The 14,426-nt window shown below is 55.2% G+C and carries 15 protein-coding genes; 7 read left to right on the top strand and 8 right to left on the bottom strand.

Annotated elements, in window-relative coordinates; genetic code table 11:
• From yebS to ACB496_RS12635, 5 genes are all read left to right on the top strand, one after another.
• Positions 1-1,284, top strand: coding sequence for a membrane integrity lipid transport subunit YebS (yebS, locus tag ACB496_RS12615; RefSeq protein WP_100779805.1), 1,284 nt, complete (start codon positions 1-3; stop codon positions 1,282-1,284).
• The gene (locus ACB496_RS12620; protein ID WP_100779804.1) at positions 1,253-3,886 is read left to right on the top strand and encodes a PqiB family protein; all 2,634 of its coding nucleotides are present in this window, start codon (positions 1,253-1,255) and stop codon (positions 3,884-3,886) included. Before yebS ends, ACB496_RS12620 begins: the two co-directional genes overlap by 32 nt.
• A 75-nt stretch (positions 3,887-3,961) precedes the next feature.
• Positions 3,962-5,404 carry a 16S rRNA (cytosine(1407)-C(5))-methyltransferase RsmF gene (gene rsmF, locus ACB496_RS12625; RefSeq protein WP_371972717.1) on the top strand — a complete coding sequence of 481 codons (1,443 nt, stop codon included), beginning with the start codon at positions 3,962-3,964 and terminating at the stop codon, positions 5,402-5,404.
• A gap of 104 nt (positions 5,405-5,508) precedes the next feature.
• Complete coding sequence (locus ACB496_RS12630; RefSeq protein WP_100779802.1) at positions 5,509-5,748, top strand: YebV family protein; 240 nt, start codon at positions 5,509-5,511, stop codon at positions 5,746-5,748.
• A gap of 105 nt (positions 5,749-5,853) precedes the next feature.
• On the top strand, positions 5,854-6,045 hold the full coding sequence (locus ACB496_RS12635) for a YebW family protein (protein ID WP_100779801.1): 192 nt from the start codon (positions 5,854-5,856) through the stop codon (positions 6,043-6,045).
• Here ACB496_RS12635 and pphA read toward each other — a convergent pair whose 3' ends face one another.
• Positions 6,046-6,690 (bottom strand): protein-serine/threonine phosphatase, encoded by a 645-nt coding sequence (pphA, locus tag ACB496_RS12640; RefSeq protein WP_371972718.1) that lies wholly within the window; start codon positions 6,688-6,690, stop codon positions 6,046-6,048.
• Between the two features lie 168 nt (positions 6,691-6,858).
• Between pphA and ACB496_RS12645 the strand changes: the two genes are divergently transcribed.
• Together ACB496_RS12645 and ACB496_RS12650 are read left to right on the top strand one after the other, a co-directional pair.
• The gene (locus ACB496_RS12645) at positions 6,859-7,800 is read left to right on the top strand and encodes a VirK/YbjX family protein (RefSeq protein ID WP_371972719.1); all 942 of its coding nucleotides are present in this window, start codon (positions 6,859-6,861) and stop codon (positions 7,798-7,800) included.
• A 513-nt stretch (positions 7,801-8,313) separates the two neighbouring features.
• Positions 8,314-8,550 (top strand): hypothetical protein, encoded by a 237-nt coding sequence (locus tag ACB496_RS12650; protein WP_371972720.1) that lies wholly within the window; start codon positions 8,314-8,316, stop codon positions 8,548-8,550.
• 16 nt (positions 8,551-8,566) lie between these two features.
• On the opposite strand, the gene ACB496_RS12655 is transcribed toward ACB496_RS12650, so the two are convergent.
• From ACB496_RS12655 to ACB496_RS12685, 7 genes are all read right to left on the bottom strand, one after another.
• Positions 8,567-9,349: a DNA adenine methylase gene (locus tag ACB496_RS12655; protein ID WP_371975233.1), complete on the bottom strand. Its 783-nt coding sequence runs from the start codon at positions 9,347-9,349 to the stop codon at positions 8,567-8,569.
• 414 nt (positions 9,350-9,763) lie between these two features.
• On the bottom strand, positions 9,764-10,159 hold the full coding sequence (locus tag ACB496_RS12660; protein WP_371972721.1) for a tail fiber assembly protein: 396 nt from the start codon (positions 10,157-10,159) through the stop codon (positions 9,764-9,766).
• The gene (locus ACB496_RS12665; RefSeq protein WP_371972722.1) at positions 10,159-11,607 is read right to left on the bottom strand and encodes a pyocin knob domain-containing protein; all 1,449 of its coding nucleotides are present in this window, start codon (positions 11,605-11,607) and stop codon (positions 10,159-10,161) included. Before ACB496_RS12665 ends, ACB496_RS12660 begins: the two co-directional genes overlap by 1 nt.
• A gap of 45 nt (positions 11,608-11,652) precedes the next feature.
• A complete protein-coding gene (locus ACB496_RS12670) occupies positions 11,653-12,216 on the bottom strand; it encodes a YmfQ family protein (RefSeq protein WP_371972723.1) in 564 nt (187 codons plus the stop codon).
• Positions 12,213-13,388 carry a baseplate J/gp47 family protein gene (locus tag ACB496_RS12675; RefSeq protein ID WP_371972724.1) on the bottom strand — a complete coding sequence of 392 codons (1,176 nt, stop codon included), beginning with the start codon at positions 13,386-13,388 and terminating at the stop codon, positions 12,213-12,215. The genes ACB496_RS12670 and ACB496_RS12675 overlap by 4 nt, the downstream gene beginning before the upstream one ends.
• A gap of 1 nt (position 13,389) precedes the next feature.
• Positions 13,390-13,827, bottom strand: a complete 438-nt coding sequence (locus tag ACB496_RS12680; protein WP_174348970.1) for a phage GP46 family protein — start codon at positions 13,825-13,827, stop codon at positions 13,390-13,392.
• Entirely contained in the window at positions 13,824-14,417 is a 594-nt protein-coding gene (locus ACB496_RS12685; protein WP_371975234.1) for a phage baseplate assembly protein V, read from the bottom strand. Before ACB496_RS12685 ends, ACB496_RS12680 begins: the two co-directional genes overlap by 4 nt.
• Between the last annotated feature and the right edge of the window lie 9 nt (positions 14,418-14,426).

Consider the following 14,426-nt stretch of genomic DNA (forward strand, 5'->3'; position numbering starts at 1 on the left):
ATGGCACTCAATACTCCAAGAATTACGCCGGCAAAAAAGATCACTGTCCACTCGGTCAGCGATGCGCTGCCTCGTGAACATTATCAGCGTTGTCCGCAGTGCGATACGCTTTTTATGTTGCCGAAGATGAAATCGCATCAGAGTGCGTATTGCCCGCGCTGCGACGCTAAAATTCGCGATGGACGCGACTGGTCTCTCACCCGTCTGGCGGCGATGGCCGTCACCATGCTCCTGCTGATGCCCTTCGCATGGGGCGAACCGCTGCTCAAATTGTACCTGCTTGGTGTGCGTATCGACGCCAACCTGCTGATGGGGATCTGGCAAATGACCCAGCAGGGCGATCCTCTGACCGGCGCAATGGTGCTGTTTTGCACCGTCGGCGCGCCGTTAGTGCTGGTGGCTGCCATTGCCTATCTCTGGTTTGGCAATATTCTGGGCATGAATCTCCGCCCGGTGCTGCTGATGCTCGAGAAGCTCAAAGAGTGGGTGATGCTGGATATCTATCTGGTCGGCATCGGCGTGGCGTCGATTAAGGTACAGGACTACGCTTTTTTACAGCCCGGCATCGGCCTGTTTGCCTTTGTCGCGCTGGTATTACTGAGCATCATGACGCTGATCCATCTGAATGTGGAACAACTCTGGGAACGCTTTTATCCTCAGCGCCCGGCGACGCGGCCTGATCCCAGTCTGCGCGTCTGCCTCGGCTGCCATTTTACCGGCCTGCCCGACGCACGGGGGCGCTGCCCGCGCTGTCACATTCCGTTACGTCTTCGCCGTAAGCAGAGCCTGCAAAAATGCTGGGCCGCACTGATTGCCTCCATCGTGCTGTTGCTTCCCGCTAACCTGTTACCGATTTCGATCATTTACGTTAACGGTGCGCGGCAGGAAGACACTATCATGTCGGGGATTGTGTCACTGGCGAGCAGTAACTTTGCCGTGGCGGGAGTGGTCTTTATTGCCAGTATCCTTGTGCCCTTTACCAAAGTTCTGGTTATGTTCACCTTGCTCATCAGCATTCAGTTTAAGTGTGAACAAGGGTTACGCACGCGGATCCTGTTACTGCGGTTTGTGACCTGGATTGGCCGCTGGTCGATGCTCGATCTGTTTGTTATTTCGTTGATGATGTCGCTGATCAATCGCGATCAGTTACTCGCTTTTACCATGGGACCCGCGGCTTTTTATTTCGGCTCTGCGGTGATATTGACTATTCTTGCAGTGGAATGGCTGGATAGCCGCTTACTTTGGGATGCACATGAGTCAGGAAACGCCCGCTTCGACGACTGAAGCGAGAATTAAAACAAAACGCCGCATTTCGCCATTCTGGTTGCTGCCCGTCATCGCATTGATGATTGCGGGCTGGCTGATATGGACGAGCTATCAGGATCGCGGCAATACCATCACCATTGACTTCCAGACGGCAGACGGCATCGTCGCAGGGCGTACCCCTGTGCGCTTCCAGGGCGTCGAAGTGGGAACCGTCGAGGATATCCGGCTCGGTAAAGATCTGAACAAAATTCAGGTTCGCGCCAGTATTAAAGCCGATATGCAAGACTCCCTGCGCAGTGATACGCAGTTCTGGCTGGTGACACCTAAAGCCTCTCTGGCGGGCGTTTCCGGGCTGGACGCGCTGGTCGGCGGGAACTATATCGGCATGATGCCCGGTAAAGGTGAGCCGCAGGACCATTTCACCGCGCTGGACACCCAGCCAAAATACCGGCTGAACAATGGCGATCTGATGATCCACCTGCATTCGCCGGATTTAGGCTCGCTCAACAGCGGATCGATCGTCTACTTCCGTAAAATTCCGGTTGGGCGCGTGTATGACTACGCCATTAACCCCAACAAACAGGGCGTGACTATCGACGTCCTGATCGAGCGGCGCTTCACCGGCCTGGTGAAAAAAGGCAGCCGCTTCTGGAATGTGTCAGGCGTGGATGCCGACGTCAGTTTCAGCGGCGCGAAAGTGAAGCTCGAAAGCCTGGCGGCGCTGGTTAATGGGGCTATCGCCTTCGACTCACCGGAGAATTCTGATGCAGCCACTGCCGATGATAACTTCGGGCTGTACGCCGATCTGGCCCACAGCCAGCGCGGCGTCATTGTCAAACTGGCCCTCTCAGATGCCAAAGGGCTGAACGCCGGTTCAACGCCGTTAATGTATCAGGGATTGCAGGTGGGCCAGCTCACCAAACTGACGCTGAACCCTGGCGGCTCAGTGACCGGCGAAATGACGGTGGACCCGAGCGTGGTCGACCTTCTGCGTGAAAAAACGCGCATCGAGCTGCGGAACCCGAAAATCTCGTTGAGTGACGCCAGCATCAGCAGCCTGCTGACGGGCAGCACCTTCGAGTTGATCCCAGGGGAAGGCCAGCCTAACAACAATTTCGTTATCGCCCCCGCCGATAAAGCCTTACTGCAAAAACCCGGCGTAATGACACTGACCCTGACGGCACCTGAAAGCTACGGTATCGAAGCCGGTCAGCCGCTGATTCTGCACGGCGTCCAGGTCGGCCAGGTTCTGGAACGCAAGTTGACGGAAAAAGGGGTCACCTTCTCCGTCGCCATCGATCCGCAATACCGGGATCTAGTACACGGCGACAGCAAATTTGTGGTTAACAGCCGGGTAGACGTTAAAGTCGGGCTGGACGGCGTCGAGTTCCTCGGGGCCAGTGCCAGCGAATGGATCAACGGCGGCGTTCGTATTCTGCCAGGGCAGAAAGGTGAGATGCGCGACAGCTATCCGCTGTACGCCAATCTGGACAAAGCGATTGAAAACAGCCTGAGCGATATGCCGACCACCACCCTCACCCTACGCGCCGACACGCTGCCGGACGTGCAGGCCGGGTCCGTGGTGCTGTACCGCAAGTTTGAGGTGGGCGAAGTGATCACCGTGCGCCCACGCGCCGACGCGTTTGATATCGAACTGCATATTAAACCGGAGTACCGCAATCTGCTGACCGCCAACAGCGTCTTCTGGGCCGAAGGCGGTGCGAAAGTGCAGCTTAACGGCAGCGGCCTGACTGTGCAGGCCTCTCCCCTCTCCCGCGCGCTGCGGGGTGCCATTAGCTTTGATAATTTAAGCGGCGCAGGGGCCAATCAGCGTAAAGGCGATAAACGCATTCTCTACCCATCAGAAACGGCGGCGCGCGCAGTGGGCGGCCAGATTACGCTCCACGCCTTTGATGCGGGCAAACTCTCTGAAGGGATGCCGATTCGCTATCTGGGCATTGATATCGGGCAGCTCCAGAAGCTGACCCTGATTACCGCGCGTAACGAAGTGCAGGCCACTGCGGTGCTGTATCCGGAGTACATGCAAAACTTTGCCCGCAACGGCACGCGTTTCTCGGTGGTGACACCGCAGATCTCTGCCGCCGGCGTTGAGCATCTCGATACCATTCTCCAGCCGTACATTAACGTCGAGCCGGGTAACGGAAACGTGCGCCGCGACTTTGAGCTGCAGGAAGCGACCATCACTGACTCGCGCTATCTGGATGGGCTGAGCATTGTGGTCGAAGTCCCGGAAGCTGGCTCAATGAGTATCGGCACGCCGGTGCTGTTCCGTGGAATTGAAGTGGGTACCGTCACCGGCCTGACGCTGGGAACCCTGTCAGATCGTGTGATGGTGGGTCTGCGCATCAGCGAGCGCTACCAGCATCTGGTGCGCAACAACTCCGTCTTCTGGCTGGCATCGGGATATTCCCTCGATTTCGGTTTGACCGGCGGCGTGGTGAAAACCGGGACCTTTAATCAGTTCATTCGCGGCGGGATCGCCTTTGCGACTCCACCAGGCACACCGCTCGCTCCGAAAGCGCAGCCGGGCAAACACTTCCTGTTGCTCGAAAGCGAACCGAAAGAGTGGCGTGAATGGGGCACCGCACTGCCACGTTAATCATCAGCTCCGGTGTCAACGCACCGGAGCCTTTATGATACACTGCGCGCCTTATCTACTCCCTGTGGTACGCCCGTGGCTCAACATTCTGCTTTTCTTCCTGACGAATTCCTGGCGCAAATGCGCGAGGCACTTCCCGCTCATCTCTCAATGGATGATTTTATCGCCGCCTGCCAGCGTCCGCTGCGTCGCAGCATCCGCGTCAATACGCTTAAAATCAGCGTGGCCGATTTCCTGGCGCTGGTTTCGCCCTACCGCTGGCAACTGACGCCGGTGCCCTGGTGTGCGGAGGGATTCTGGATTGAGCGTGATGACGAAGATGCCCTGCCGCTGGGAAGCACCGCCGAACATCTAAGCGGGCTGTTTTATATTCAGGAAGCCAGCTCCATGCTGCCCGTTGCCGCGCTGTTTGCCGACGAAAATCAGCCGCTGCGCGTGATGGACGTGGCCGCCGCACCAGGGTCTAAAACCACACAGATCGCCGCCCGCATGGGCAATCAGGGCGCAATTCTCGCCAATGAGTTTTCGGCGAGCAGGGTTAAAGTTCTGCATGCGAATATCAGCCGCTGTGGGATCAGCAACGTCGCCTTGACCCACTTCGATGGCCGCGTCTTTGGTGCCGCCGTGCCAGAATCTTTCGATGCCATCCTGCTGGACGCCCCGTGCTCGGGCGAAGGCGTGGTGCGTAAAGATCCCGATGCGCTTAAAAACTGGTCTGTAGCAAGCAATCTCGAGATCGCCGCCACCCAGCGCGAGCTGATTGACAGCGCCTTTCACGCTCTGCGCCCGGGTGGAACGCTGATTTACTCCACCTGCACCCTCAACCGCGATGAAAACGAATCCGTATGTCTGTGGCTAAAAGAGCAGTATCCGCAGGCCGTCGAATTCCTGCCACTGGATGCGCTTTTCGAGGGTGCCAAAGCGGCGCTGACTCCCGAAGGTTTCCTGCACGTGTTCCCGCAGATTTTCGACTGCGAAGGGTTCTTCGTCGCGCGACTGCGTAAAACAGCGGCGATCGACGCCTTACCGGCACCTAAATTTAAAGTTGGCAATTTCCCGTTCGCCCCGCTGAAGGGCCGTGAAACCGCGCAGATTACCGAAGCGGCACAAAAAGTCGGCCTTCACTGGGATGAAAACCTTCGCCTGTGGCAGCGGGACAAAGAGATCTGGCTCTTCCCGGTCGAGATCGAACCGCTGATTGGTAAAGTGCGCTTCTCCCGTATCGGCATGCGTCTGGCCGAAGTGCATAACAAAGGCTATCGCTGGCAGCATGAGGCCGTTATCGCCCTCGCCGGTAGCGACAATACATTTGCACTGACCCACAAAGAGGCTGAAGAGTGGTATCGCGGCCGCGACGTCTACCCGGAAAAGACGCCACTGGCTGACGAAATGATCGTCACTTATCAGGGCTTTCCGCTGGGTCTGGCGAAAAAAGTCGGCTCACGCCTGAAGAACAGCTACCCGCGTGAACTGGTTCGCGATGGTCGCCTGTTTACCGGTAACGATCTCAGCGATTAAAAAACAGCACATTTTCACTGGCACTTTTGCTCTCCTGCACTACGCTGAAAAATGGGCGACAACACTGGTCGTACCAGATTTTCAGCAAACCTGCGGAGAGCATTATGACGAAAACCAGCGTGCGTATTGGCGCTTTTGAGATCGACGATGCAGAATTGCGCGGCGATAATCAGGGCGATCGAACGTTAACCATTCCCTGTAAATCCGATCCCGATTTATGTATGCAGCTTGATGCCTGGGACGCTGACACCAGCATTCCGGCTATCCTGGATGGCGAACATTCAGTGCTATACCGTGAACATTACGATCAGCAGTCCGATGCCTGGGTCATGCGCCTTGCCTGATGCCAATAGAACCCGCCCGAAGGCGGGTTATTTATGCCCCTCGATTTCCCCTGCGACAAATCCTCCCCTACACTAACCATTCGGAAGCCAGATTCAGAGGATGAGATGTTCGCACTGGTACTGTTTGTTTGTTACCTGGACGGCGGCTGCGACGACATCGTGATTGATGTCTACAACACCGAGATGCAGTGTGTTGCCTCGAAAAAAGAGCAGCGAATTCGTCACGGCGGTTGTTACCCTGTCGAGGAGTTTATCGATAGCTTCTGGACACCGGCTCAGGAGTACAGTGACTTTTAGCTACTGGAGCTGGGCGAGCGTCAGCGTGCCGCCAAACACGGCGCCGGTGTCGATATAGTGCAGATTGTCGAAATCACAGCGCTTCGCAAGCGGCGTGTGTCCAAACCAGAAATGATCCGCGCCGCTAATCCCTTCACCTTTGCCCGCCATCAGGCCCGTTAACCGCGAGCGATCCCACAGCACACGGTGCTGACTGACGGGCTTATCGCGCAGATAAGTGTCCGCTGGGTAATCGGCATGAGCCACCACATTTATCCCACGAGTGCAGATTATTTCAATAATTAGCGGTAATTGCCGGCACGCGTCGAGCAATGCAATGGCGTCTAATTTTTGCGGGTTCGTCAGACGGGAAAACCATATACCTCCATTGAGGGTCCAGAGAGCAAAATCGTTATTACTGAGCGCGTCAATCGCCATTTGCTCATGATTCCCGCGCACCGCGCGAAACCATTTTTCGCGTATAAGTTGCAGAGATTTAACGCTCTCCGGCCCGCGGTCGATCAGGTCGCCCACCGAAATAAGTAAATCCTCATAGGGATTAAAATGGCGCTGTTTTAATTCATCCATAAGCGGGTGGTAGCAACCATGAATGTCGCTCACGACCCAGATATGACGCCACTGTTGACCATCAAGTATTTGGTACATAGCCCCTCCATAAAGAAGTATAGCGAATACCCGATTTTCAGGATCTGGCGTCATGACACAGCTAACTTCAATCGAAATTAAACGAAACCGAAATAAAGGTTTAGCAGCTCTTAAATCGTTACATCCTGACCCTTAGAATAGAACCAGAATTCTAAAGAGGTCACCATCGTGTCGAACACCAGCCTGCAAAATGATGTGCCAGAGGCACAGCCTGCCAATATTATTTCCTCTCTGACAACGGGTCAGCTTATCCCAGGCCCAATCTGGAGAAAGCGCGATTATCGGATTAAGTTCTTTCTGCGCTCACTGCTGTTCTGGTCTTCGACAAACCGCATGCTAAGTGCGCTTGCTCATCGCGCCGATTTTGACCGTTTGCTGGCAGCGCAGGTCACCCTGCCGAGCAAAACCCATCGTCAGTACCTGACGCGCGGGATAAATACGAATCAGCGTGCCGAGGCGATCGTTCGCCACTATGAATGGATCGATGCCCTGCCGGATACCCGTCTGGCGAATGCCTTCACTCATCCGGTGGCTCAGCCGGTGGTTCACTTCCAGGCCAAAGATGACGCGCGCTACAGCGTTTATGCCTCGTCCGCCAGCAAAGCGGAGCGCGAAGGTGAGAGCACCCTGTGGCTGCGTGATGAAGAGGACACCCTGCTGGCAAGTCTCACCTTCAGCGTGGTTCCTGAGGGCGAGCATTCGGCGCTGGTCATTGGCGGACTGCAAGGCCCGCGTCGCGGCGTGACGCGTGAAACGATCAAGAAAGCGACCCGCGCCTGCCACGGCCTGTTCCCGAAACGGGTGCTGATGGAGGTCATTTTTAACCTCGCCGCTCATAGCGATATAAAATCCATTTACGGCGTCAGCGACGAAGGGCACGTCTTCCGCGCCCTGCGCTATCGCCTGAGCAAAGGCCGCCATTTCCACGCCAGCTACGACGAATTCTGGGCCTCCATCGACGGGCAGAAAGTCTCCAGTTTCCGCTGGCAGTTGCCGCTGCAAATGGAGCGTAAATCACTGGAAGAGATTGCCAGCAAAAAACGCGCAGAATATCGCCGCCGTTTTGGCCTGCTGGATGAAATTGCCGATGCGATTAACGCTCGCTTTTAATCTGTGTGGTGGCGTTCGCCTTCGCACAAAAATTTAACAAAACCGCCAAAAAGCGCTGGACTTTCGCCCGTCTGATTGTGGTATGGTTAAATCAGAGGCGCAGGACGTTCCTCATCTGTCATGAGTGAGAGCAGGAAAAGACTTTTACTTTCATGCAGATAAAAAGAGACCGAATACGATTCCTGTTTTTGCATGGTTTTATTTTTTCACAATAAATTCAAAAAGATACGCATCAATCAGGTTAATAATTACACCATGAATGATGCGTTTTCAGGCACTAAAAATCATATAGTTACCCATAATTTCGGACATGCTCGGACTATATTCGGACGTGATTTATAGTATCAAGTTATGATTCCCGAACATCACAAATCATACGAAAACACTCCTTTTCTACTATCACCATCGCACTCAGTAACACTTATCGCTTTCATACTTCATTTTTGGACTGGATGGCTGCCGCGACCAGAGTTAGTGTCTGCAGCAACAGAACATCATTTCGGAAAGCACAGCATGACTATTCAGATCGCCAAAACTCGCCCTATGACCGACACCGCGCGCTGCATCAGAGACTCAATGGTAAACGCCGGTATCCGCAGTACCTGGCCACTGCGTGAGCTGGCCGAGTATGCGGGAATGGAAATGGACAACACCGAGTTTATCGTCACCCAGATGGAACTGGCGGGTTACATTAAAAAAACGCACTGGGGCCACTACATGCTCACCGCTTCCGGCATCGAGGCCCTCTAAGCTGACGGGTAGCCGGTTATTGATGACCGGCCTCAAAATTGCAGATTATCAGCTCCCCTGCCTTGTGGCCGTTGTTTCCCCCTACAGTGTAAATCGTGCTGGTTGTGTGAATATCCAGCCCGGCAAACACCTCTCGCATGTCGGGGTGATCGTTGACAGAAATTATCATCTTCCCCTGTATATCACGCGCTAAACCTGCCATCGCCTGATACTGCTCGATGCCGAACGGCACGCCGTAGCCCTGCGTTTTCCAGTACGGCGGATCCAGATAAAAAAGCGTACCGGGCCGATCGTAACGCCGGATGCATTCCTGCCAGTCCAGATGTTCCACCGTCACCCGCTGCAGGCGCACCCACGCATCTGACAACGTCTCTTCCAGTCGCATGAGGTTCAGACATGAAGGACTGGTGGCACTGGTCCCAAACGTTCGACCTTCGGATTTTGCGCCAAAGCACAGTTTCTGAAGGTAATAAAAACGGGCGGCACGCTGAATATCGGTCAACGTTTCCGGAGGGGTAACTTTTGCCCAGGCAAAAATTTCTCGGCTCGTTAATGCCCACTTGAACTGCCTGATAAATTCCTCAAGGTGATTTTGCACAACCCGGTACAGGTTCACGATATCGCTGTTTATATCGTTTAACACCTCCACCTCTGACGGCTGCTTCATGAAGAATAACGCCGCACCGCCGCAGAACGGCTCCACGTAGCAGGTATGTTCAGGGAAAAGCGGCAGAATAACTTTTGCCAGTTTTCGTTTACCACCCACCCACGGAATTACCGGGATCGTTTTTGCCATTATCAACCTCACGTTTTTAGTCAGGACGCAAAAAAACCAGCTCAGGGCTGGCATTCATTTTTCGATCGCATAATCCAGGCTTTCGCCTGTTTCCTGCTCAGATGTTATTGACAGTTAACCAAACCGTTCCGAGTATCATTGCTGTCTGACTTCCACCAGCTAACAGACAAAACACAGCTAGTAGGATTCCGCACGGATGCGGTGCTGTGTTGACTTCAATGGTGGTGCAGTTTTAACCTCCATCTCACGTTGTTGGGTTACCCAAAAAAACTGCACCGCCACCCTCTATGGTGGCGTTTTCCGCGTCTGATTATTCCTTTCACCACATCTGTCAGGTTAACGCCACCGCCAATGATGGCGCTTTTCTTCAGTGACCCCCTTTGCACCGGCTCAACTGAAGATTAGCGCTGTCACCAGTTACTCAGGCTTCAGCGGCCAGTCCTCTCCGGGGTTTACCCTGTTCACCAGCACGCTGTATTTTTCCCATGCTTCGAGACTGGCGGTTTCGTCTTCTGTCGCCATGCCATGCTTGACTGCCATTGCCAGAGGGAAAATGATTTCTGCGGCCTCTTTGAGCAACAAACGTTTCCGTGACCCTGTCTCCGATACGTGATCGATCGCTGGTGTTACCAGTTCCGGTTTACCGTTAGCGTCAGGAATAATGATTTGCCCACTACCCTGTCCGTTCAAAAGCGCTTCATATTCCTCATTGCTGATTTCAGTGGCATCATCTGGCCATGTTCCTGCCGCCTCATAATCGTCTTTAAGTTCAGGGGAATAAAACCCGTTCATTGCCGCGCTGTAATACATCATTAATGACCTATTGCCTCAAAGTATGCCCGCACCTCACCATCACCGGCGATGTAGTTAAATCCCGTTTTAGAGGGGTTCTGAACGTAAACGTCCTGATCGTGGAAGCTGCCGTTCCAGTCCAGGGTCAACTGGACGTTGAAACACTCATTTGGAAAAGCCAATGGGAACGTTACTGGCGTTGTATTCGCGGTACGGGTAATAAATCCCCACTGGAAAATCGTACCGTCAGCATCCTTACGCCAGCCATTTTTTGCCAGACTGACTTGGCTTTTTCCCTGATAGCGGGCATCAAAATAGCCGAAGTCTTCCAGGTTCAGCTTATGCATGATGGCTTCGCCGGTTGCGACACTCACACGGAACGGACGCAGGGCGTTGTAATTCCCGTGAGGGTCGCCGTTATTGGTCAGCATCAGATAGAAGTTCATGCCGTCATTGCGCCAGAACGTGCCGTAGCCGTTGTAAGCGATTCGGAAGCTGTTTGCTGATGGGCTGACTATTTCATTGGGATTCGTTGGGCCGTACAGCTCGTTCCAGTTTCCCCATGGGCCGTTGGTGCCATTCCATGCTCCGCTTAATCCGCGTAAAAATTTCCGCCCCGTACCAAACGTGGTGTATTCCTGCTGGCATCCATAGGCGCTTGGAAGCACCAGTAACGCCCCGGCTTCTGCAACCGGGTAGTGGTTTGCTGTCGTTGCGCCTGCATTTTGCGTCTGATAGTGAACGCCGGCCGCGCTATAGGCCCCCAGCGTATTGAGGTCCACGCCCAGCGCCGTACCGAAGTACGGCATGGCTCCCGTATCAGCAGCAGTAGGTTTATTGCCCGTATGGTAAAACTCGAACCAGTTATTCCACACCCCTGCTGAATCACCGTTGTGGGTACGAAATGCGATGCGGTTTCCATTACCGTTGTACTGAGTGGCAATCTGGGCATTGTATCTGCCGCTGGAACCTGAAAAATCAATAACAGAGCCTGTAAACCCCGGCGAGTGCGTGGCGTCACTGTATCCAAAGCTGACTGAGTTCGCGGGTAAGCCGTCAAAATCTGTAATAGATTTTCCAGCCCCCGCCAGAACAGTACGTAAGGCCAACGCACCGCCATTAACCAGCACGCGCCCGGTGGTGACATCATCTTTTGAGGTCTGTACGTTGGCATCAGCAGCACTGCCAAGCTTCACATCGCCGTGCTCATCCGGGGCGTGTTCGTTGACAGTTTTCACCATCCCTTCCGTACTGGTGTTCAGCAGCTGCGCGATGGCCTGATAAACCTGTGTGTCATCCTCCGGGTCAATCGTAATTCCGGCCTCTTCGCACAGGTGAACCAGCTCACGCTGCAGGGTATTCAGCCAGGCGGCCATCACCCATGTACACGGGACCTGTGTTTGTGGGTCGCCGTCCGTAAATTCATCGTTCTCATCAGCTGTTGTGGTACTGCTTCCTATTTTTTGCATGCAAAAATCCCTCGCCGGTGACGGCGATTAACAAAGGTTTACGGGTCAGTGACTGAAAATCAGCAGAGTTTCAGAAGGCGATTCACGGGTCAGGGTGCAGACCATCTGCTGGTAGGCGTCATAATTTTCCGGATTCACCGGTGGCGAAATCACGGTGACGCACCAGGTAAAGCGCCAGTCACCATGATTAAGCGGCTGGCCCGCGCCGGACATGCCTGCCCGGAAGGGCCGGTATTCGGTGATTGATACGATAAATCCCAGCGCGCGGGCCACGTCCGTGTAGTACCGACGAGAAAGCGCCCCCGTGGAGGTCAGTTTGGCGACCACGGCACGCTGCCGCGCCTCCGTTGTCTGATCCTCGTTGTAGACACACGGATCCGGCAGATTCAGCGTTGCCTCCCACTCCGGAAGGAAAGCATCGACCGTTCCCGGGAACGCCCCCCTGAGCAGCGCCAGCGCATCGGCATCACTCTGCCGGTAGCTACGGGCCAGCGCGCGAAGAACGGCTGACTGTACCGCATTCTGGCTTTTCGCCCACGCCTGCCCGGAGGGCATCAGCCCCTGCAGGGCCTGCGTGTAATCATCAGTGAGAAAGCGGCTCGGGTTCATAGATACTCAATCTCCCCGGTGACGGCCAGCTCTCCCAGCCCCGGAAAAATATTATCCACCGGCGACGTGAGCAGAAAACCCTTTGTGCCTGGCACACTGGCGATCGCCAGCTCAATATCGGACAGGTCGATAATGACCGGCGGCGTATCAACGGCGGGTTTTACCCCCGGATGACCTTCATTAAAGAAGACCTGATCGATGGCCGCCCTGACCGCACTTTTGGTTTCATTGCTGGCCGTTTTGATCCCGCTTATCACAAAATCCACCGGCAGCCGCGACGGCGAACACACCCAGACCTCAGCGGTAACGTTGTGCAGCGGATACAGCGCATCCGCCACACGCCCCTGATCGCCGGTCGCCACCTGCGCACTTTCCGGCTCATAGCGTGATACCCCGTTCGTCCCGACCGGGAAACCGTCAGGATGACCGCTGACACCATCACACATCACGTAAATCCCGACCGTGCCAAAGCCCATCATGCGCCGCACCACCCATGCACGCGTGATACCCGGCACCTCAAGTGCCCAGCGCTCATAATCGGTATCGTTGCCGCCCTGTGCTGTATCCTGCCAGGCAAGCAGCATACGGGCTCTGAACGCCTCCTCATTCTCGATGTCTGCCCCGCCCAGAATGGGGTCAAGAGCAGTAACCGTAGACTCCACACCGGCTACGGCCACATCGAGAGAGAGTATCGTTCCCGCCGGCGCGTTACCGGCATCACCGCCCCCCGTGATGTCGGTCGCCGGATCCGGAAGAATGGCCGTAATGGTGCCCGTTCCCGTCCCGTCAGCGTCCAGTGTCACATCAGCATCCAGGGTGTATCCATAACCGTCGCTGCGCCTTAACGCGCTCCCGCCGGTAATCGTTCTGCCGGCCGTCCCCGCAAAGGCCATTGCTGAACACGTCGCCGCCGTGGCGGGCTTACGGAAGACCTCCTTGAGCGCCGCCCAGCCCGCCAGCCATTCATCGGTTGCAGTGAAAGGCGTCGCCTGCAGGGCAATATAATCGAGATAGCCATAGTGAAGATGAGACATGCCGGCATCAGCATTTGCCAGAATGCGGAGGTTTGAAAAACGCAGCAGGGACCCCACCCCGCTTCCCCTGAGTTCTGACTCCATAAACGCCACATTACGTGTCCGGAGTTCGCTCAGCGTCGGTCTTGCAAAGGGCATATCAGTTCTCCCATACCCATGAATATTTCACGCTCTGCGCGGATTTACCCGGCTCCTGATAGGTGATCCCAACCAGAAGTGTGCGGGGATGAATGATGCGGGTCTGAACCGTAATGCTGCTGACAATGCTGTCATCGAGCAGCCACTGCAGCGCCTCACGGCAAAAGTCCACCGCTTTACCGGCAATGGCTGACGTCAGTTTCTGCCGGCGCAGCAGCCACAGGCGCGAACCAATCAGATAAGTCTCTCCGGTATCCGCCCACCAGCCACGCCGGTCGGTCCCATCAATCTGATCGTCATCGCGCGCCAGCCGGTCGGTAAACAGGCTGATGTAAATGGCTGTCTCCAGATCATTCCCCTGCTGCAGGTCACCGGACACCACAACCCAGTCGGCACTGCTGCCATCGGGTGCCGGCCACAGGGTGCGAATATCACTCATGGCTTCTCCTTTGTCGGCTCAGTGGTTTTGGTGGAATTACCGGACTCAACACCTTCGACGTCATGATCGTGCTTGATATAGGCTTCCCGGAGGGATTTCAGGGTGGTGGTGTTGCCCTCGCAATTGTCCTGAATGTCACCGGTACACTGCAGCAGCGGCGTTTTCATCATGACCCCTTGTGCCGCCTCGATAGTGACCAGCGTGGCCTGTTTAACATCAACCGCCTGGCCGTTCGCCTGCACCTCGATACCGTTTTGGGTGAGTTTCACGAACTGCCCCCACTGGTTATAAATCACCGTTTCACCAGGGTTCAGGCCACTGTGCCGGTAGGCTGAGTTATTCGTTGCAATGACAATACCGGAGGACCGATCTCCGCCAATGCAGGCAATCAGTACATCCGTCCCGGCCGGCAGTCCGGAGGAAAAACCAAACTCAGCCATGCGCGGCGTGCTACCCCTCACTTCGACAGGATGTTGATACTGCAGGACCTGCACGCCACCCGCGTCTTTCATGGCAGTCACTTTCCCCGTGGTGAAAGCCATCATCGATTTTCGGTACAGTACCCGGACCTTCCCCTCCAGCTCGCCCAGCTTCCTCAT

The sequence above is a fragment of the Lelliottia nimipressuralis genome (assembly GCF_041464075.1).
Taxonomy (GTDB): domain Bacteria; phylum Pseudomonadota; class Gammaproteobacteria; order Enterobacterales; family Enterobacteriaceae; genus Enterobacter; species Enterobacter nimipressuralis.

Bases quoted from the DNA above. Each gene is read 5' to 3' on its own strand.
- yebS (WP_100779805.1), top strand. From the start codon at position 1: ATGGCACTCAATACTCCAAGAATTACGCCGGCAAAAAAGATCACTGTC.
- ACB496_RS12620 (WP_100779804.1), top strand. From the start codon at position 1,253: ATGAGTCAGGAAACGCCCGCTTCGACGACTGAAGCGAGAATTAAAACA.
- ACB496_RS12630 (WP_100779802.1), top strand. From the start codon at position 5,509: ATGACGAAAACCAGCGTGCGTATTGGCGCTTTTGAGATCGACGATGCA.
- ACB496_RS12635 (WP_100779801.1), top strand. From the start codon at position 5,854: ATGTTCGCACTGGTACTGTTTGTTTGTTACCTGGACGGCGGCTGCGAC.
- pphA (WP_371972718.1), bottom strand. From the start codon at position 6,690: ATGTACCAAATACTTGATGGTCAACAGTGGCGTCATATCTGGGTCGTG.
- ACB496_RS12650 (WP_371972720.1), top strand. From the start codon at position 8,314: ATGACTATTCAGATCGCCAAAACTCGCCCTATGACCGACACCGCGCGC.
- ACB496_RS12660 (WP_371972721.1), bottom strand. From the start codon at position 10,159: ATGATGTATTACAGCGCGGCAATGAACGGGTTTTATTCCCCTGAACTT.
- ACB496_RS12665 (WP_371972722.1), bottom strand. From the start codon at position 11,607: ATGCAAAAAATAGGAAGCAGTACCACAACAGCTGATGAGAACGATGAA.
- ACB496_RS12670 (WP_371972723.1), bottom strand. From the start codon at position 12,216: ATGAACCCGAGCCGCTTTCTCACTGATGATTACACGCAGGCCCTGCAG.
- ACB496_RS12675 (WP_371972724.1), bottom strand. From the start codon at position 13,388: ATGCCCTTTGCAAGACCGACGCTGAGCGAACTCCGGACACGTAATGTG.
- ACB496_RS12680 (WP_174348970.1), bottom strand. From the start codon at position 13,827: ATGAGTGATATTCGCACCCTGTGGCCGGCACCCGATGGCAGCAGTGCC.